This window comes from Microbacterium sp. HSID17254 (assembly GCF_003989315.1).
In the GTDB taxonomy this organism is placed as follows: domain Bacteria; phylum Actinomycetota; class Actinomycetes; order Actinomycetales; family Microbacteriaceae; genus Microbacterium.
Window position 1 is genome coordinate 118,770 of the sequence record NZ_RBLT01000007.1, and the last position, 16,747, is coordinate 135,516.

A 16,747-nucleotide genomic window follows, 5' to 3' on the forward strand; every position below is an offset into this window, starting at 1 on the left:
TCTGGACCTGGACGGTGTGAGGAGCTCGGCGGCCAAGGAGCGACATCAGGGCCACCCCTTCTGTCTGCTCAGCGTCGCGGTTCCGGCACGGCCGCCGCGCTTCGGCGCGACGCGACCCGTGAGGTCACGCTCGTCGATGTCGCTGAACCAGATGTATCCGGATGCCGCGAGTGACTCGCGCTGGAAGCCGTACTGGCCCTCGTGCTCCTCCTTGTACCCCTCTTCGTTGCCGAAGACGCGGGCGGCGACTCGGATGACGACAGCGTTGTAGAGGCGCGTGGTGAGGACACCGGATTCCAGGCGTGAGGCGACGACGCTCCCCCATCGACTCTTGATCGAGTCGACGACCTCGCCGAGCTTGCCCTCGAGGTACTCCTTGCCGAGGTCGGAGACGTCCACCGTGGAGTGCTTGGGGATCTCGTCGGGCGAGACTTCGGGGAGCGTCGTCATGTGGTCACTCCTCCAGCGACTCGATCGCGGCGTTGAGCTCGTCGTCGGTCAGGTTCTCGGCGTCTTCGACACCGAGGGCCGTCGCCTTGGCGACGAGCGCATCGCGGTCCGACGTCTCGTCGTCGCCGACGACGCCGTCGGGCTTCGCTTCTGACCGCTTCGCGCGGATGCGGTCGGCGATCTCCGCCTTGCTGCCGCTCTTCGCGACGCCCGTCGCTTCGGCGAGATCGCGCAGCTCCTTGATGCCGAGGCCGGACAGGTCGTCCGTGTTCTGGGCCGACGGGGCGGCCTTCGGCGCTGACGGGGCGGGCGTCGGGGCCTGGACGGCGTCAGTGCCAACCGGCTCCGCGCTCGGCTCGTCGATGAGTGCCGGGTTCGTCACCCAGTCGGGCGCCGGATCGCCGGGGCCGGCGGTGACGAGCACGCCGCCGATGACGCGGGCGACGTGACCGTTGAGGATTCGCTTCGTGTTGCTCATGGCAGACCTTCTCCTTACGGGTGCGGGGCGGCCCCCGGAAGGGACCGCCCCGCAGTGACCGGGTGGGGTTACGCGACCTTGAGGGACGCGGTGTTGTCGGGCGCCTGCAGGATCGGCAGGCCGATCGCGGAGACGAGCACGTTGTACCCCTCGGGGTCGTGCGTGTGGGTCGCGCCGGAGAACACGCCGGCGGCCTCGGCCCGCGAAATGCCGTTGTCCTGCGCCAGCGACTCGGCGGTGATGCCGGTGAGCGTCGATCCGAACTGCGAGCCCGACAGCATCGAGATGCGGTCGGTCGGGAAGAGCGGCTGCTCGACACCGGCACGGTTCACGATCGTCTGCTCGTTGACGCGGACCTCGCCGTAGCCCCACTCGCGGAGCAGCGAGCGGACGTCCGTCTCGCTGACGCGGGTGGGGAGGTTGTCCCCGCGCTGGACGACGAGCTTGATGATCTCCTCGTTGGTCTGCAGCAGGGCGAGGATCGCGCGCGGCATGACGATGGATGAGATGCCCTTGCCCATGACCGCACGCATGCCGTCCAGGTCGGAGATCGGGTCGGCGCCGGCGGCATTCCACAGGGTCGGCGCGGTGCCGGTCTGCGCGGCCTTGCGGCCGAAGTCCACGACGACGCTGAGCCCGCGCTCCTGGATCGTCACCTTGCCGGAGACGAGCGCCTCGACCTGGCCGAGCACGAAGCGCGAGCCGACGGCCTGCGCGTTGCGGCGCGCGCGCTTCTCGAACGCTTCACCGATCGCGTCGTCCATGTTCATCAGCACGAGCTGCTGGTGCTCATCGACGGGCGTCCGGATCGAGATCGGGGGCAGCTTGCCGTCGGCGGTCTGGCCGCCCTCGAGCGTGCCGACCTCGGACTCGGTGCTGAAGCTGCGGTACGAGGCCGCGGCCGGGAGCACGGACTGACCGATGTTGACCGAGTAGGTCAGCGTCGGCGAGGCCTCGAGCGGGAGCATCGCGGCGGTCTCGAAGGACTCGACGTGAAGGCGGAACGCAGCGCGGGCGAACGCGGTGAGCTGCGCGGGGGTGCGGTGGTTCTTGCTGAACGCCATGGGTCAGTCCTCCACGTAGGTGAACGAGCCGCTCGACTTGGCCGTCTTCACGGTCGTGCGCTGAGCAGCGATGGGCAGGAGCGAGGGCTTGACGATGCCGTGCACGAGGCGGGCGAACGTCGGCTTGGCCGTCGCGGGGTCGTCGCCGAGGGACACGCCCTCGTTGTCGTTGACGTAGCCGGCGAGCGTGCGACGCGGGTCGCTGTCGTCGGCGCCGGCCGTCGCGCTGTACGGCCCGTACAGGCCGTTGGCGAGCAGGGCGACCGCGACCCCCGAGGGGATCACGTTCTTGTCCTGGCCGGGGATGTTGTAGTGCGTCCCAGCGGTGAACGCGGACACGTCGAGCTGACCGGGGCGCGCAGCGTCTTCACCGTGCGCCGACGCGCGCCAGCGGGTGTCCTGCTTCGCGCCGGTCGCACGAGACTTGATCTGGAAATCAGACATCAGTGCCTCCTTAGGCGGTGGTCTTGGGCTTCATGGCGTCGTAGGCGGCCTGCTCCATCGACGCGACCGAACCGGTCGCTCCGGGTGCAGGGGGGATGCGGCCAGCGTGGTCGCTGTGGAACCGCTGTCCCCACGCCGCTTCCGACTGGGTGCCGTTGCTGTCCGCCGAACCGAGGGACTGCGAGAACGTCTGGACCTTGGCGGCGTCCAGTTCTCCGTTGTCGCCGATGAACTTCGTCAGATCGGCGAACTCGATCGCACCCTCCACGCGGGAGGTTGCGGCTTCGACGGTCTCGTTCGCGCCCTTGGTGAGCGCGATGAGCCATCCCTTCACGGCGGACCCGAGCACCTTGCTCGTGCCCTCGGCGAATCCTTCGGCCTTGGCCGAGGTCTTCGCCTGCTCGAGCTCGCGGTCAGCGTCGCTGAGCGCGGCCTGGCGGGCCTGCTCGGCGGCATTGGCCGCGTTCTGCAGTTCTTCGACCGTGCCGAACTGCTCGTATGCGCTCGCCCGTCGCTTTTCCGCCTCGGCGATGCGCTGCTGCACCTTGGACTGGTTCTTCCAGTACGCCTCGCGCTCTTCGGGCTTCATCTGGTCGAGGGGGGTGTCCTTGGGAAACCCGAGGTTCTCCTCCTTCGGCGCGGGAGCCCCCGGCGCCGGCGGCGTCTGCGTGCCCGCTTCGGCGCCCGGAACGGGGTCGATGTAGCGGAACCACGGACGGTGCCATGCGGGCGCGAACTGCGGGCCGAGGATACGGATGGGCTGGTGGGTGAGCATGGTGATGAGTCCTCCGGATCGGAAGGTGGAACCCGCCCCGGATCGAGGTGGGGGGTCTGTGTCAGGCGAGGTTGGACTCTGCCCGTGCGATGAGCGAGCGGTACCAGGCGATCGCCTTGTCGATGTCCTTCACCGGGATGGGGGTCTCGCCCTTGCCGGTGATGTCGACGAGGTTGGTGCCGTTGTCGCGCGCGTCGAGGAGGATTCGGAGGCCGCTTTCGGAGGTCGCGAGCTGCGACTCCCACATGCTTCGCTGGTCGTCCGCGGTCATGCGCGCGTAGGGGGTGAACTGCTTCCGCTTCGAGTCGCGGTTGACCTTCGCGAGGCTGCGGAATGCGTCGCCCTTGCGTGTGAGGATCGGCCCGAGCTCGCCGTGCTCTCGCACCTGGACGGTGATGCGCTTGAGGTCGTCGGCGTAGTTGGAGCCGGCGGCCGCGTAGATCCGCGCGAGGTCAGCTTCGTTGAGGCGCAGCCCGAGGTCGCGGTCCTTCGTCAGGGGCGAGATCGTGCACTTGCACAGGTCGTGGAGCGGCATGAGTTCGGACTTCGAGTAGAAGCGCGAGGCCGCGACGATGCAGAGCCCGCAGGTTCCCGTCTTGGAGAACTCCGGGTGGATCACGCGGCGGTAGCCGATGACCTTCGGAGAGGCCGCCATCACCTTCTGCGCCTCGTCGCGGGTGACCGCAGCGATGTCGTCGTTGACGATCGAGGTCAGTCGATCCTCGAACGTCTTCCAGACCTCGTCGGGCACCCGGTCGGGCCAGTCGATGGTCTCCGTGGTGGGGTTGCGGAAGCGCTCGCGGATGCGGTGCTCGAGTTGCCGGGCGGGTCGCTTGTAGACCTCGACGATGGACGTCCCGCCGCGCTCGTAGGTGTCCTCGATCGGCGGGAGCTCGTCCGGGAGCGCGTCGACGAGCTCGAGCTGGCGGAGCATGAACGCGCGGGCGGTACGCCGGGCTCGCCGTGTGGCGGCGTCGACCTGGACGGCGGACGCTGCGGCTGCGGCGTTCACCATGTCGGGCCGACCCCACCACACGAACGGGAGCCAGATCTGCAGGAGAGCCCTCAGCAGCGCCTCGACGATCGACTCCTGCTGCGCGGCGTAGGTGGCGACGAGGTGCTCGTACTTGAGATCCTCATTCGCCATCGTTCGCTCCTGTCGTGCTCACCGCCTGGCGGGTCGCCGGCGCGATCGCGAGGGCCGCGTTGAACGCCTCGTCGGCCCGGTCGGTCTCGGCCTGCCGCCGTTGCTGCGGCGTCATCTCGAACACCTCGGCGTCGATGAACGCCTGCGTGGCGCCGCCGCCCTTGAACTTCGGCGCGGCTTCCGCCTTCTCGGCGAGGGTGGCCGGGTTGACCTTCGCCCACTCGACCTCGATCTTCGTGAACTCGGACCGGGTGTCCTGCCCCTCGATGCGGAGCGACTGGGACATGGCCTGAGCCAGCGAGACACCCGCGACCCGGTTCATGCGGTTCACCGCGTTTACGAGCGGCTGGTGGCTGATCTGCGAGCCGAGCGCCGACTGGTTCGCGTTCGACGAGTCGAACAGACTCATCGGCGTGCGGGTGATCGTGCAGAGGTCTTTCAGCTCGTCCTTGCGCGCCTCGTAGATCGGTCGCACGTCGGTCGCTGCGGACTCCCACATCTTCGCGGAGGACGGGAGGGTCCACAGGGCCGCGGGGCCAGTGCGGAACACCTCGTCGTAGTCGATCTCCTGCCCCGCCTTGGGGTGATCCTCCGGGTAGACCTCGTCGAGGTCAGCCATCACGGCGCGCTGCCGGAAGGACTGCATGACGATGAGGGTGAGGGCGTTCAGCGTGATCTCGTTGATGCGGTCGAGCGTGTCGAGGTGCTTCTCGTAGATGCCGGCGCCGTCGGGGGTCGCGAGCTGCGTGACGATGCACTCGTCGATCGCTCCTGTCCGGATCGGCTCGGAGACCCACGACCAGTCGGACGTGACAGTCCACGTCGTGCCATCGGCAGGGAGCGTCGGCACGTTCGTCGACCGGTACGCGACTCGGTAGTAGCCGGGCCGGAAGAGCGTCACTTCCTCGGTCCGCAGGATCGAGTTGTAGCCGACGGTGATCGCAGCTCGCGTGACCCACGGGAACCGCGGGTCTTGCTCGCTGATCGTCGTCCACTCGTTCTCGATCTGCCAGAGCGCCTTCCCGCTCGAGTCCGGCGCGGTGATGATGTACGCGCGGCCGTAGTCGCCGAGGTCGTTGAACAGCGGCACCGACTGCATCGCCATGCGCGAGCGGTCCCAGATCGCCTGAGCGACCAGGTCGCCGTTCTCGTCGCCGGCGGCGGACGTGCGGAACGCGATCACCTCCTGTCGGTCGGTGCGCGCGTCTCGCAGCGTCTCCGCGACGTGGAGTCGCGATCGCCGCATGAAGCGGAGGTACTGCTCGCTCGTCGCGGCGTCCCACGAGTCGGCGGGAAGCAGGGCGTCGCCGTCACGGTACGAGCGCAGCTTCTCCATCCGCGGGAGGCCCGTGCCGAGGCGGTTCGCCAGGCGCAGGAGCCACCAGTCGTCGGTGTCCGGGATGTTCGCTTCGGTGAGCACTCTCCACCTCGTTTCCCCGGGGTTACCGGACTCGGCGAGCCGTGCCCGTCCGCTTCTTGAACTGCTTCTTGTACCGCGCGCGGCCTTCCACCGCGAGGCACATGCCGACGGCGGCGTCCATCTTCTTCATCGAGCCCTTGCGGTCCTTGCCGATGACGTCACCCGCTGAGCGCTTCCACCGGGAGGCGTTGAGGACGTGCCGGGTCAGCACCTTGTGGTTGCCGTGGAAGAGCTCCCCGGACTTGATCGCGGTCTCGGTGCGCTCGACGACCTTCGCCATCACGGTGTGCTGGTTCGTCTCGAACGTGATCGGCTTCGCCTCGGACGCCTTGACGAGCAGGTCGGGACCGTACTTCGTCTCCCATCGGTCGACGTAGTCGCGCCAGTGAGGCGGGTCGGCGAGGAACGCGACGACCTTGAACTTCTTGAAGGTCTCGTCCAGCACGGCTTCGACCTCTTGATGGTCGACCGTCCAGTGCTTCGCTTCCTTCGAGTCGGGCGCTTCCCAGATGCCGATCGGGAAGACGTAGCCGTCGTCGATGCGGCATGCGATGAGCACGGTCGCGTCCGAGTTGAGCGAGCCGTCGAACCCGAGAGCGATCTTGTCGCCCCGCGCCGGCGGCCGGAACCCGAGCTTGGTGCCGGCTTCCTTCGCCTCGGCGAGCCGCGCCTGCAGGCTGATCCGCGACCACTCGACGAGCTTGAGCCACGAGTGCTTCCCGGCGACGACCGCGTTGAAGAAGTACCGGATGGTGTCTTCCTCGGACCGCCGCGGGTCGAACAGGTCGTCCAGCATGCCCTCGGGGTCGTTCCACGCGATCGCGTCGCCGAACGCCTCGTAAAACGCGGCTGTGAGTCGGGAGAGGTACTCCTCCTCCGTCTCGAGCCGCTGGCCGCCGCGCTTAGTCGGGTCCGGCACCTTGATCTTGTCCAGGGACTCGACGTCAGCCCACCGGTGATCGAAGAGGAGACGCGGCCTGCGCGCCTTCTTTTCCTCGATCTGATCGGCGAGGAAGTAGGTGTCCTCGGCGACCGATTCGGCGCCGGGCTCGTACATGGTCGTGGTCTCGATGAACCACGTGCCTTCCTTGCGACGCTTGGACAGGTTGCGGACGACGGTGTCGTACATCGCGCGCAGCGTGGGCGTTTCGTAGAGGTGGGTCTCGTCGAAGACCGCGAAGGTCTCGAGCCCGCCGTCCTTCGACGCGGCACCGGCGGTGGACGGCGTGATCTGGCCACCGTTGTGCGGGATGAGGACGCGCGTCTTGCCCGCGTCGACTCCGTAGACGGCTTTCAACGCGTAGAGGGGCGCATTCTCGTCGGTCAGGTTGTAGTAGACGCTGTCGAAGACGTTGCCGGTCTGGCCCTCTTCCGTCGCCATGATCTTGACGACGGGGGTCTTGACCGGCTTGCCCATCGGCTCGCCGGCGACGTAGGTGTACGTGCGGCCGAGGAACTCGTACGTCTCTCCACCCTTGGCCCACCCTGCGAACCTCGCCGGCCCGAAGGCCTCGAAGAGGACGAGCGCGGCGGCGAGGCCCGACTTGTCCGTGCCCTTCGGGCGGGAGAAGAAGGCCGAGTTGTAGAAGCGCTTGCCGGCGGCGTCGTGCGCGTAGCAGTCGACGATGAAGCCGGTGTACTCGTCGCCGTACTGGATCGGCATGCCCTGCGCGCCGCCGCGGCCGTGGACGACGAACGTCTCGATCCACCACGTTGCGATCCACCCGAGGGATCGCTTCCTGTCGTGCCCCGGCGAGTGCAGCAGACGCCGAGGCATGATCTACATGCCTCCGAGTCGCTGGCGCCGCTCGTCGATGCTGGTCACGTTCGAGTTCTCGGCGTTGCCCACCGGGTACTCCTCCGGCACCTCCACCTCGAGGCGCAGGCGCAAGCGGTCAGCGATCGTCGCTCCGAACGCGGCGACGCGCAGCCTGATCTCCGCGGCGCGCTCCGAGTTCTTCCCGCCGCTCATCCACATCTGGTGGTGCAGCAGCGCGGTGTCGAGGAGGTAGTCCCAGTCGGGAGCGGTCAGCATCTTGGCGGCCTGCGGCGACGACCGCCAGTTGTCCCACCAGCGCACCGTCTGCGGGTGCCACTCCTCGCGCTGCGCCTCGCCCTCGTAGTAGTCGGGGTCGCGGTCCTTCTCCGGGATCAGGGGCAGCACATCCTCCGGCAGGGGGAAGCCTCCCAGACGTCCGTCGGACTTGATGATCTCGCGCGCGGGGTTGTCGCGCCCTCGCGAGCGCTTTTCCTTCGGCGCCGGTCCATTGCCAGCCATGGTGATGCCTCTCCCGAATCGGAAGCCGGCGACCGAAACGGCCACCGGACGGTGGTGATGAGTAGCCAGAGGTACGATCGGCGCATGACCGATGACACCTGGACGGACGATGACGACGCGCGATACCAGATGGCGGCGCTACCGCCGAATCACCCGGTCAATCTGGCTCGGGTCTTCTTCCATGGCGTGCGCGATGAGAGCCTCGACCGGTCGATCCTTGACCGAATGGTGACCCCTGAATCCAAAGACGCGTGGGGCGATTTCTCTGCGACCAGAGAGACCATGCGATCGATCGAAGGCCCTGCCATCGGAAGCCTCGCCAACACCGCCCTCGGTGCTGACGATGTGGTCTACGTGAAGATCCTGTCGGGAGTCGGCGAGGGCTACACCACGAACACGATGGCGGACGTAGAGGCTATGGTGTTCACCTTCGTTTGGCGGCCGGAAGCCGATCTCTGGCAGATCCACCAGTTCGGTGAGCTTGTTCACCCTGAGAACTTGCCTCGCACCTCTCCTGGCAGCGCACCGGCCGTGTGAAGTTACTTCGCCGCGCCTCGCTCTTCCGCGTCGATCCTGCTCACATAGTCGCCGCTGGCAACCTCGGCGGGGTCGACAGCCGCGCGCAGGTTCGTCAGCGACGTGTCGAGCACTCTCCGCATCTCGGCCTGCCGACGACGCGCCTCGCTAAGGTTGCGTCTCATCAGGGCCCGCGTCTTCTCGGGATAGTTAGAGCTCGCGATCTCCGTCTCCCAGAGCGTGACCTCCTGGTCCATCCCCCGGACTCGCTCCGCGCTGCTGATCGCTGAGCGCCATGCCGATTGGAGCTCTCGGATCGAACTCTGAATCTGCCAGACGTGACTCCGTTCGGGCAGACGCGGCCCGTACTCCTCGAGTACGGAGTAGGCGGCGTCGATCTCAGACGGCACCTCGCCGACCTCGCGGCCCTCATCGAGCTCATGCCGCAGGTCACGGAACACGTCGGCGAGGTCGCGCAGCGCGCTGCGGACGACGTCCCTGTTCTGACGTACCCGCTCAACGTGGGGCGCCCGCTTCGAGAGGACGTACGCCCGGAGAGAAACGAGAACCGCGATCACCGCAACGGCGAACGAGAACGGGTCGAACTGGATCTGCATGCTCGAATCGTAGCGACAAGCGGCACATCCTCAGCGGATGAGCTCGAAGCGGTACAGGGCAGCGATGAGGACTTGGGTTTGGCCTACTTCGAGCTCTTCTTATCCTTCTCGTCGACCGAGCTGATGTACTTCGTGCTCGCGTCGCGCGTCTCCGTCAGCGCTTCGCGAAGGCTCATTCGCAGCGCGGTTCCCTCGTCCCTGAGACTCTGCTCTTCCCTGCGAGCCTCGGCGAGTCGGGTCTTCACTTCCGTCCGGATGCTCTCGGTGGCATTCGGGTCGAGCTCCGCAAGCTGCTCATCCCAATAGCTCACGTCCTCGACCATCCGCTGAACCGCAGCGACGTTTCCGGTCACGCTGTTCCATCGTGAGACCACCTGGTCGAACCGGATGCGAAGCAGGACGAGGTCCACCTCTTCGGGCAACCTCGGGCCGATGCGGTCCAGGACGTCGCGCGCTACTGGGATTACGTCTGGGATGTCTCCCACGGGTCTACCGCGATCGAGTGCATAGAGGGCGGCGAAGAACGGATCGTTTGTCGCCAGCAACGCCTCTCTGATCTCGTCTCGGTTCGAGCGGGTTCGTTCCTCGAGAGGGGCGTTCTTCGCGACCTTCATCGCCCGGATCGAGACGATCAGCGCGGCGGCCGCCAGGAGAACGGTGAAGACGTCGAGGGCGATCTGCATGGAGCCACAGTATCGGCACGCGTCGGTCGCGTGGTCTGGGCGGCATCATGACCCCCCAGACCCGCGCGCACCGCGAGAGGCAGAACGCTTGCGGGCGGGCCGGGGCCGGGGGCGGGGGGTGGTGGCCCGGGGGTGTCAGGTGGCTTGACACATGCGCGGTGTCGTGTGCGGCGGGCCGGTGTCGGCTGGCTGGACAGTGGGCGTGCGTCGGGGCGTGTGCGCGGGTGGGGCGTGGCTGTGCGGGTGTGTGGACGGGGGGTAGACCACACAAACGGGTGTGTGTATAGTCAGTGGTGTCGGAAGTGAAACACCGGCACCACACACCGAAGGGACAGACGCACCATGCGCGTTACGCAGAAGGTTGGACTTGCGGGACTCGGCGGCCTCGCCGCGGGTGTCGCACTCATGGCATGCATCGCAGCGACGGACGCGGGCACTCTCCCCGTGGATGAGCCGGCTACGGTCGTCGCGGGTGAGGAGACGCCGGCGCAGCAGCTCGGCACGGATGACGCCGGCACGGTCGGCGCGGAGCCGGGCGCGGTCGAGTCGTCGGCTCCCGTTGCCCCGGTGACCGTTGCCCCGGATGCTCCCGTTGTCGCTCCCGTGGTCGGGGGCACGCAGGAGCCGCCGGAGTGCGAGGACGACACGGACGCGGACTGTGTGGAGCCGCCGCTACCGGTCGGCGTGGCGGTGTACTTCGCCACGTTGCAGGAAGCGCGAGAGCTCTTGCCCGTGTTGCAGTGCTGGGAGGCTCTGGACGGCCGCGGCGTGTGCTGGGTCGAGGGCGCGACGGGCGCAGACGTCCAGCACTGAGGCTTCCCGTGTCCCCGCGTAGGCGGCGACGGTTCACGACCGAGACACGGACGCACCCGGAAGTGAAACACCGGGCTTACCGAAGGGAACACCATGTCGAACCGAATCACGAAGGCGGACCTTGCGACGCAGGCCGCGATGCTCACCGCTTACGCTCAGGCGGCGGGAATTTTGCAGGACGGCGACCGTCTCGCCGTAGAGCGCGGGATGAGCACGCACACGTTGCACATCATCCCGGCGGGCGGATCGAACCGTGAGAGCTACCCGGGAACGAAGGCATTCGGGAGCATCGGCGCGACGGCGCGCGAGGCGTTCCACACTCTGAACGTGATGCAGGAGACGACGCGGGCGACACTCGACGCGCTCGGCGTCGAGTACACCTATCCGGCCGCGGCGATCGCCGCTATCCGCGGGGAGCGCTGACCATGGGCGTGCAGATTGCCCGCGACTTCGACTACCGTGACCCGGCGCGGCCCGTGCTGGACGTCATCCGGGACGGGGCGCGAGAGCGGATCGCGTTCCGCAGCGCGGAAGACGCGCACGCCGGGCACGCGCAGATGCTCGCAGATGGAGCCGAGTACATCGACGCCCACGAAGACGGCGAGCACTGGCGATTTGCCGGGGCTCCGGTGAAGTGTTCACCCGCAGAGCTCGCCGACATCGCTGCGCGCTACCCGGGGCGCGACGGCCGCGGGAACGTGTCCGCGTTCTACGTGTACGCGCGCGGCCTCAACCCTCGCGCGATGGGCGGCCCGCACGCGACGATAAGCGACGCCGAGAAGGCGCGCGACGAGGTCGCGAAGACGTGCATGGACGCGCTGGACATCGTCTGCGGGCACGTGTTCACCTCGCGCGGGACGATCGTCCGCGCGGGCTGACCGCTCCCCCGTGCCACGCGTAGGCGTCGGCGGCTCACGACCGCGGCACGGGACAACCCCCACCGGTGAGACAGTGGGGACGACGAAGGGAACAGGCAATGCGCTATTTCGACTGGGAAGACGGATTCACGCCCTACTCTGCGGCGCTGGACGGCGACGTACTCACGGAGTACGCCGGCGACATCGAACGCGACCCGTCCGCGACCGTGGAACGCCGTTCGCGGCTCATCCCGCGGCCGGAGTGGGATGGGCACCCGAACGCGGCCGACTACGTCATGAGCGACGATTTCAGCGCCGGCGAGGTCGGCGGCGAAGACGCCGTTTGGATCGGCGGCCGCGGATACGCGCTGACGCCCGCCGGCTGACAGGCACGGCACCTATTTGCACGATCCCGGGAAGTGAAACACCCGGGCACCGAAGGGAACACCATGAGCATCTACCGGGACGACTTCGCGGCATGGGCGGAGTATGTGGCGGGCGAACTTGCACGGTTCTACGATCATGCGGGCGGCGTCACGTATCTGTTTCAGAACACGCCCCGCGCGAACGCGTACCTTGCGAAGGCGGCGGCGCGAGGGTTCACGACGGAGCAGGCGGCGTTTTACGGCGCGGCGCACATGGTCCGCGGGATCGTCACGTCTGAGTTCCGGCAGTGGTGGATTGAGCACTGGGGCACCGAGCGGGTGACGTTCTCGCAGTGGCGGGAGCGCGCCGCGGAGGAGCGGGAGCAGGTCGCGTGGGAGGACTCGGCGGATCGGGCTCTCGACCAGCTCGACATGCTGCGACGGCTGACGTTGGAGCGTGACGCGCTCATTCTCGACGCGGCGTCGAAGGGGGCGACGAAGGTAGCCATTGCGCGGGCGGTGGGGCTCTCCCGGCAGCAGGTGCACACGATCATCGCGAATGCGACGACGCCGGACGTTGCGCCCTTCGAGGAGTGGGAGGACGAGGTTCCCGCGATCGTCGAAGTTGCACCGGACCCGGCGTGGGGCGAGGTGTTCTAGTTGCAGGTTCGCGCGTCCGCGAAGGCGGCACCCGGCGTCACGGCCGGAACGCGCACGGGAGCAAGTTGCTCCTCAGTCTCCGCAGGGGACGCGATAGGAAGTTGCACCGATGAGCGAATGGCTGACTGGGGAGTTCAGCGTCGTGTTTCGTCTCGCCGACGGGCGGGCGATGCGTCGGGAGCGGCGACCGTTGCGGCGGAGCGCGCGGGAGCGTTGTGGGGACGCTCCCGCGCGATACCACTCAGGATCTCGAAGGGAAGTGCGCCATGAGGCGACGTAGTGCGGTGCCGGAAGTTGCAGCACTCACCCGCGCAGCCGGAGACTCACGGGAGAATCCGCTGCTCACCCCGCCGGAGCCGTCTCCGGTGTACGACCGCAAGTTGCAGCCGCTCGACGGTGTGCGGTGGCCGCGGCCGGCGCCGCCGGAGTCGATGCCGTGGGAAGTACCGATGTTCGACGTGACCGATCCGGGCGAATTGCAGGACTGGTGACATGAAGATGCCCCGGCTCGACCTCCGATGGAGGGTGAAACAGAGCCGGGGCGCGGAATCCAACCGAAGGGAAGGAACCATGGCCGATTCTACAGCCCATGGGACAATTGCAGGCATGACCGTGCACTATCTTGGCCCCGCCGAAGTTGCAGCGCGCTTCGGGCTGGCCGCAGGCACGATCCGCCACTATGCGGCGCAGGGCAAGATGCCGGAGCCGGACGTTCGGATCGGACCGATCGGCGGATGGTCGGAGGAGACGATCGACGCGTGGTGGGCGAACCGTCCCGGCCGCGGCGCTCGAACGGACCTCGACCGGGGGTAGTTGCAGCTACGGGAGCAGTCCCGGGTGCCGGCGCTTCTTTGCAGCCTGCCGGCGCGCTGAGGCGGCCGTGCCACCCTCCGACGAGCTCTTCACGCGGTGGTGGTACTCGCACAGAGATTGCAGGTTCGACGGGGAGTGATCCCACGACCGCGACTGGTCCCTGTGATCGACCTGATTTGCGTATTGCAGGCACTTCCGTTCCGTGTCGAATCGGATGTGCTGGCATCGGTTGCGATCGCGTTTCAGGATGAACTTGCAGATCTGAGGCCAGTCGTCAGGAAGTTGCGACTTCCGGTTGCTGGTCGACCAGGCCACGTCGGGTCAGCCCTTCTCGCGCCGCGCCTGCCGCGCTTCGGCGATGTCCATGATCTCGCACTCGCCGGCGGCCGACAAAGAGTTCCACGGCGTCCCGCATTCGCGGCAGGTGTACTCGATCGGCGGCGGCGGTGTTGCGATCGTCACTTCGACCTCCGGGCGAGGATGCGGACCATGATCTCGGGGCCTGTGATGAGGCCGAGGCCGCGGGCCTCGTCGAAGCGCCGAGTGGGCTTCTTGCGTGCCTTCACGTAGGCGGCGCCAGCGCGCTTGCGCGCCTTGCGAGCTGCGGTGCTCAACGGGGCTCCTCGAGGGTTTCGATGCCGAGGTGCCAGGTCCGGTAGCGGGGGTGGCAGTCGGGGTGTGTGGCGGGTGGGATGCGGGTGAGCGTCCACGCGAGCGTCGGGCGCCACAGGACGTAGGCGAGGATGCTGGCGGTGAGGCCGCAGGCGATGCCGAGGATGACGCGCATGTTGCACCGCCAGGGTTCGAAGGGAAGTTACGTCGTGGGAGGTGCGGGACCGGCTCGGGGTGCCTTGGCGGGCTGAATACCGCGCACCCGAAGTTGTCGAAAGACCCGCACCTCCACAGCTCCGGGAGCAGGGCTCGAACCTGCGACAGGCGCATTAACAGTGCGCAGCTCTGCCAACTGAGCTATCCCGGAAGGGAGCCCGCCGCGGCGATGCCGGCTCGGGCGTGTTCTGTTATCCGCCCTGACGGCGCGGTGTGCCGCGCTCCTGGCGGCGCCCTCGACCACGTTCGCCGGGACTGGGGGTCAACCGACACTGTGGGAGGGGGACGTGCTCTGAAAGCACGAAACCCCCGGAAGCGGTGCTCCGAGGGTGTGGGGTATGGACGAGTCCAACCATAGAGACTCTATCAGGGGTTCTTCCGGTTTACCTTCGCGTGCCACCGTGTCGTGCCCGGCTTGTCGATGGGCAGGTCGCCGAAGCGCACGGCGAGCGGGGGCCGCCCTGTCGCCTCCGAGACGGGGTGCTCGAACGTGTGGATGCTGTCCTTCGCGATCCATCCGTCGATCGTCGAACGGCTGACGCCGAACAGCTTCGGGAGGTCGCTGACTCGGACGGCGGCGTCGGCGAGCTCGTCGGAGCGAATGTAGTCGGCTCGGGTGGTCACTCGGGGATTCCTTCCAGGATGGTCTTGCACGTCCCGCAGACGGGGAACTTGGTGAAGTCGCGGGACGGCCGCCACTTCTTGCCGCAGAGCGCGGTGATCTCGACGCCCTCGAACATCGACCGTTCGATGTCCTTCTTGAGGGCGTAGTGAGCGAACAGGTCATGGTCGCCGGTGTCGGTGGTGGTGTCCTGCTGTTCGAGCGTGTCGGTGCTCAAGATGAGCCTTTCTCTGGGTGGGCAGTATGGTTCGGATATGGGAAAGCGCAAGCCGTCTTTCGACGACAAGCAGCATCAGATTGAGCTCGCTTTGGGCGAGCTCTCGAGGCGACTCGACGGACAGTCGCGTCGGCTTGCGTCTGCGGAGACTCGCGCGGGCATGTTGATTGCTGCCGCATCCATCGTCACGGGGCTGTTGGTCAGTAATCCGGCTCCCTTGTTTCTGCTCTCGATGCTCGTGTGCATCAGCGCGGTGGGCTTCGGTATCGCAGCGCTCTTCCCCAGCGGCATCCAGGAGTTAAGACCGAAGTACACCCGCGACGAAATCCTCAAGAGGAATGAAATCGACGCGACCCTCTACATCACTCGTCTGTACACCGTGCTCATTGATCAGCAGGAGAAGCAGGTGATCTTCCGACTGCGCATGGTTCGCATCGGCCTGATCCTCCTTGGCAGCAGTCTGCTGATCGCGTATGCAGCTGTTTCGACTGGAATGTGAGGAGGTGAACATGGGAAAGCAGGACGACGAATGGCTCGATGATTCGGTCGATGAATCGGCCTTTGAGCGCACTCTCGAAGGGCAGACCATCCTTGGCACGGGCGGTCCGCTCGAGAAGGATGAGGTTATCTACCTCAGCGAATCCGAGGACGACTGAGCTGTGGGGGGGTGGGGGTCGAGCCGAACGGGCGATGCCCCGCACCCTCCCGGCTCATACAACGGACTGCGCGCGGCGCCGACGTGTATCGGCGTGGTGTTCGCGGTCGTAGTGCAGGTGGCACCCCTGGCACGTGTCTTTGAGGCTCTCGGGGCTGCAGTCCTCGGGCGTGTGGTTGAGGTGCGCGGTCGTGAGGATGACCCGGGAGCCGGTGCCGTATGCCGGCAGGTGGTGCAGGTTCGGGCACCGGCCTTCGTGCGTGCCGCGGCCGCACTCCCCCTCGCACTCGCACCGCCACCCGGCGCGGTGCTTGATCCGCGCCGAGATGTCGTCCCAGTCGTCGGGGTAGCGAGCTCGCTCCTCAGGGCGTATCGGCATGGCGTGGCTCCCCCTCCCGGTACCCGAGCCGACGCATCGCGCGCAGTCGTTGCGCGCGCTCGGTGTTCGAGAGCGTGTAGCGACGCAGCACCGTCGCCGAGGCGCATCGGAATGAGTAGTCGAGCATCGACTCGGGGTCGTGCTCGACGGGGCCGATCGGTTCGACTTGCATGAGCCACGAGCCCGGGAGGGTGGCGGCGTAGGTCGCGGCGAGGTCGCGGTCGGTGGTGATGTAGACGTGGCCGTCGCCGGCGCGGCCGGACCGCATCTCTGCTTGCGGGGTGAGGATGCCGTCTGCGGGGTAGCGGCCGCCGTGCCAGTAGGTGGTCATCGTTCCTCTCGTCCTTCCTTGTCGAGTGGGATCGCCGATCCGCCCCATGCGACGGGGCGGTCGTCGATGAGGGACTGGCAGTTCGGGCATTGCCAGGTGGAGCAGTCCGCGTACCGCTGCACGACGGTGACCTGTCCGCCGTCGTGCACGTGGCCGCAGCATGTGCACTTCACGGGCCAGGACATACCGCTCACGTCATGCCGGGGGTTCCACAGGTCGTCGGATGAGACCTCGCGGACGCCCCGGCAGTGGTGGTACACCTGGCGGGGTTCCGTTTCCTCCCACGAGTGGCTCCCGTGGACGTGCGCGCGGCCGCACGGCCTCACGTCAGCCAC

Annotated in this window: 29 protein-coding genes and 1 tRNA gene; 10 read left to right on the forward strand and 20 right to left on the reverse strand. The window is 67.3% G+C overall.

The window, feature by feature from the left end:
- Positions 1 to 45 precede the first annotated feature (45 nt).
- From D8M34_RS05875 to D8M34_RS05915, 9 genes are all read right to left on the reverse strand, one after another.
- Positions 46 to 450 carry a hypothetical protein gene (locus tag D8M34_RS05875; RefSeq protein ID WP_126893404.1) on the reverse strand — a complete coding sequence of 135 codons (405 nt, stop codon included), beginning with the start codon at positions 448 to 450 and terminating at the stop codon, positions 46 to 48.
- 4 nt (positions 451 to 454) lie between these two features.
- A complete protein-coding gene (locus D8M34_RS05880; protein ID WP_126893405.1) occupies positions 455 to 928 on the reverse strand; it encodes a hypothetical protein in 474 nt (157 codons plus the stop codon).
- Between the two features lie 68 nt (positions 929 to 996).
- Positions 997 to 1,992 carry a major capsid protein gene (locus tag D8M34_RS05885; protein WP_126893406.1) on the reverse strand — a complete coding sequence of 332 codons (996 nt, stop codon included), beginning with the start codon at positions 1,990 to 1,992 and terminating at the stop codon, positions 997 to 999.
- A gap of 3 nt (positions 1,993 to 1,995) precedes the next feature.
- Positions 1,996 to 2,436 (reverse strand): head decoration protein, encoded by a 441-nt coding sequence (locus tag D8M34_RS05890; RefSeq protein WP_126893407.1) that lies wholly within the window; start codon positions 2,434 to 2,436, stop codon positions 1,996 to 1,998.
- A 10-nt stretch (positions 2,437 to 2,446) separates the two neighbouring features.
- Positions 2,447 to 3,211: a hypothetical protein gene (locus D8M34_RS05895; RefSeq protein ID WP_126893408.1), complete on the reverse strand. Its 765-nt coding sequence runs from the start codon at positions 3,209 to 3,211 to the stop codon at positions 2,447 to 2,449.
- A 61-nt stretch (positions 3,212 to 3,272) separates the two neighbouring features.
- Positions 3,273 to 4,358, reverse strand: coding sequence for a hypothetical protein (locus D8M34_RS05900; protein WP_126893409.1), 1,086 nt, complete (start codon positions 4,356 to 4,358; stop codon positions 3,273 to 3,275).
- A complete protein-coding gene (locus tag D8M34_RS05905) occupies positions 4,348 to 5,778 on the reverse strand; it encodes a hypothetical protein (protein ID WP_126893410.1) in 1,431 nt (476 codons plus the stop codon). Before D8M34_RS05905 ends, D8M34_RS05900 begins: the two co-directional genes overlap by 11 nt.
- Before the next feature lie 22 nt (positions 5,779 to 5,800).
- On the reverse strand, positions 5,801 to 7,555 hold the full coding sequence (locus tag D8M34_RS05910; protein WP_126893411.1) for a terminase large subunit domain-containing protein: 1,755 nt from the start codon (positions 7,553 to 7,555) through the stop codon (positions 5,801 to 5,803).
- 3 nt (positions 7,556 to 7,558) lie between these two features.
- A complete protein-coding gene (locus D8M34_RS05915) occupies positions 7,559 to 8,056 on the reverse strand; it encodes a phage terminase small subunit (protein WP_126893412.1) in 498 nt (165 codons plus the stop codon).
- Positions 8,057 to 8,140: 84 nt separating this feature from the next.
- Between D8M34_RS05915 and D8M34_RS05920 the strand changes: the two genes are divergently transcribed.
- Positions 8,141 to 8,593 (forward strand): hypothetical protein, encoded by a 453-nt coding sequence (locus tag D8M34_RS05920; RefSeq protein ID WP_126893413.1) that lies wholly within the window; start codon positions 8,141 to 8,143, stop codon positions 8,591 to 8,593.
- Between the two features lie 2 nt (positions 8,594 to 8,595).
- Here D8M34_RS05920 and D8M34_RS05925 read toward each other — a convergent pair whose 3' ends face one another.
- Both D8M34_RS05925 and D8M34_RS05930 read right to left on the reverse strand, forming a co-directional pair.
- A complete protein-coding gene (locus tag D8M34_RS05925) occupies positions 8,596 to 9,189 on the reverse strand; it encodes a hypothetical protein (protein WP_126893414.1) in 594 nt (197 codons plus the stop codon).
- Positions 9,190 to 9,272: 83 nt separating this feature from the next.
- A complete protein-coding gene (locus tag D8M34_RS05930; RefSeq protein WP_126893415.1) occupies positions 9,273 to 9,872 on the reverse strand; it encodes a hypothetical protein in 600 nt (199 codons plus the stop codon).
- 444 nt (positions 9,873 to 10,316) lie between these two features.
- On the opposite strand from D8M34_RS05930, the gene D8M34_RS05935 reads away from it, so the two are divergent.
- The 7 genes from D8M34_RS05935 to D8M34_RS05965 all read left to right on the forward strand — a co-directional run bounded on the left by D8M34_RS05935 (position 10,317) and on the right by D8M34_RS05965 (position 13,380).
- Positions 10,317 to 10,685 (forward strand): hypothetical protein, encoded by a 369-nt coding sequence (locus D8M34_RS05935; protein WP_126893416.1) that lies wholly within the window; start codon positions 10,317 to 10,319, stop codon positions 10,683 to 10,685.
- Positions 10,686 to 10,778: 93 nt separating this feature from the next.
- On the forward strand, positions 10,779 to 11,108 hold the full coding sequence (locus tag D8M34_RS05940) for a hypothetical protein (RefSeq protein WP_126893417.1): 330 nt from the start codon (positions 10,779 to 10,781) through the stop codon (positions 11,106 to 11,108).
- A gap of 2 nt (positions 11,109 to 11,110) precedes the next feature.
- Positions 11,111 to 11,563, forward strand: coding sequence for a hypothetical protein (locus D8M34_RS05945; RefSeq protein WP_126893418.1), 453 nt, complete (start codon positions 11,111 to 11,113; stop codon positions 11,561 to 11,563).
- 98 nt (positions 11,564 to 11,661) lie between these two features.
- Positions 11,662 to 11,928, forward strand: coding sequence for a hypothetical protein (locus D8M34_RS05950; protein WP_126893419.1), 267 nt, complete (start codon positions 11,662 to 11,664; stop codon positions 11,926 to 11,928).
- A 63-nt stretch (positions 11,929 to 11,991) separates the two neighbouring features.
- Positions 11,992 to 12,567 (forward strand): hypothetical protein, encoded by a 576-nt coding sequence (locus D8M34_RS05955; RefSeq protein WP_126893420.1) that lies wholly within the window; start codon positions 11,992 to 11,994, stop codon positions 12,565 to 12,567.
- A 266-nt stretch (positions 12,568 to 12,833) separates the two neighbouring features.
- Positions 12,834 to 13,058: a hypothetical protein gene (locus tag D8M34_RS05960; protein ID WP_126893421.1), complete on the forward strand. Its 225-nt coding sequence runs from the start codon at positions 12,834 to 12,836 to the stop codon at positions 13,056 to 13,058.
- A gap of 115 nt (positions 13,059 to 13,173) precedes the next feature.
- On the forward strand, positions 13,174 to 13,380 hold the full coding sequence (locus D8M34_RS05965; protein ID WP_126893422.1) for a helix-turn-helix transcriptional regulator: 207 nt from the start codon (positions 13,174 to 13,176) through the stop codon (positions 13,378 to 13,380).
- Positions 13,381 to 13,701: 321 nt separating this feature from the next.
- Here the strand turns inward: D8M34_RS05965 and D8M34_RS18765 are convergent, their stop codons facing one another.
- The 6 genes from D8M34_RS18765 to D8M34_RS05985 form a co-directional block, all read right to left on the reverse strand.
- A complete protein-coding gene (locus tag D8M34_RS18765; protein ID WP_153244979.1) occupies positions 13,702 to 13,842 on the reverse strand; it encodes a hypothetical protein in 141 nt (46 codons plus the stop codon).
- Entirely contained in the window at positions 13,839 to 13,994 is a 156-nt protein-coding gene (locus D8M34_RS18770; RefSeq protein ID WP_153244980.1) for a hypothetical protein, read from the reverse strand. Before D8M34_RS18770 ends, D8M34_RS18765 begins: the two co-directional genes overlap by 4 nt.
- Complete coding sequence (locus D8M34_RS18775; protein ID WP_153244981.1) at positions 13,991 to 14,167, reverse strand: hypothetical protein; 177 nt, start codon at positions 14,165 to 14,167, stop codon at positions 13,991 to 13,993. The genes D8M34_RS18770 and D8M34_RS18775 overlap by 4 nt, the downstream gene beginning before the upstream one ends.
- Before the next feature lie 119 nt (positions 14,168 to 14,286).
- Positions 14,287 to 14,359 (reverse strand) — tRNA-Asn (locus D8M34_RS05975).
- A gap of 215 nt (positions 14,360 to 14,574) precedes the next feature.
- Positions 14,575 to 14,832: a hypothetical protein gene (locus D8M34_RS05980; protein ID WP_126893424.1), complete on the reverse strand. Its 258-nt coding sequence runs from the start codon at positions 14,830 to 14,832 to the stop codon at positions 14,575 to 14,577.
- A complete protein-coding gene (locus D8M34_RS05985; protein ID WP_126893425.1) occupies positions 14,829 to 15,047 on the reverse strand; it encodes a DUF3039 domain-containing protein in 219 nt (72 codons plus the stop codon). Before D8M34_RS05985 ends, D8M34_RS05980 begins: the two co-directional genes overlap by 4 nt.
- Before the next feature lie 37 nt (positions 15,048 to 15,084).
- Between D8M34_RS05985 and D8M34_RS05990 the strand changes: the two genes are divergently transcribed.
- Both D8M34_RS05990 and D8M34_RS18780 read left to right on the forward strand, forming a co-directional pair.
- Positions 15,085 to 15,546: a hypothetical protein gene (locus tag D8M34_RS05990; protein WP_126893426.1), complete on the forward strand. Its 462-nt coding sequence runs from the start codon at positions 15,085 to 15,087 to the stop codon at positions 15,544 to 15,546.
- A 10-nt stretch (positions 15,547 to 15,556) separates the two neighbouring features.
- Positions 15,557 to 15,703, forward strand: a complete 147-nt coding sequence (locus tag D8M34_RS18780) for a hypothetical protein (protein WP_153244982.1) — start codon at positions 15,557 to 15,559, stop codon at positions 15,701 to 15,703.
- A 54-nt stretch (positions 15,704 to 15,757) separates the two neighbouring features.
- On the opposite strand, the gene D8M34_RS05995 is transcribed toward D8M34_RS18780, so the two are convergent.
- The 3 genes from D8M34_RS05995 to D8M34_RS06005 are packed head-to-tail and all read right to left on the reverse strand — an operon-like array spanning position 15,758 to position 16,597.
- Positions 15,758 to 16,081 (reverse strand): hypothetical protein, encoded by a 324-nt coding sequence (locus D8M34_RS05995; protein WP_126893427.1) that lies wholly within the window; start codon positions 16,079 to 16,081, stop codon positions 15,758 to 15,760.
- A complete protein-coding gene (locus tag D8M34_RS06000; RefSeq protein WP_126893428.1) occupies positions 16,065 to 16,412 on the reverse strand; it encodes a hypothetical protein in 348 nt (115 codons plus the stop codon). The genes D8M34_RS05995 and D8M34_RS06000 overlap by 17 nt, the downstream gene beginning before the upstream one ends.
- Positions 16,409 to 16,597 (reverse strand): hypothetical protein, encoded by a 189-nt coding sequence (locus D8M34_RS06005; protein ID WP_126893429.1) that lies wholly within the window; start codon positions 16,595 to 16,597, stop codon positions 16,409 to 16,411. Before D8M34_RS06005 ends, D8M34_RS06000 begins: the two co-directional genes overlap by 4 nt.
- Positions 16,598 to 16,747: the final 150 nt, after the last annotated feature.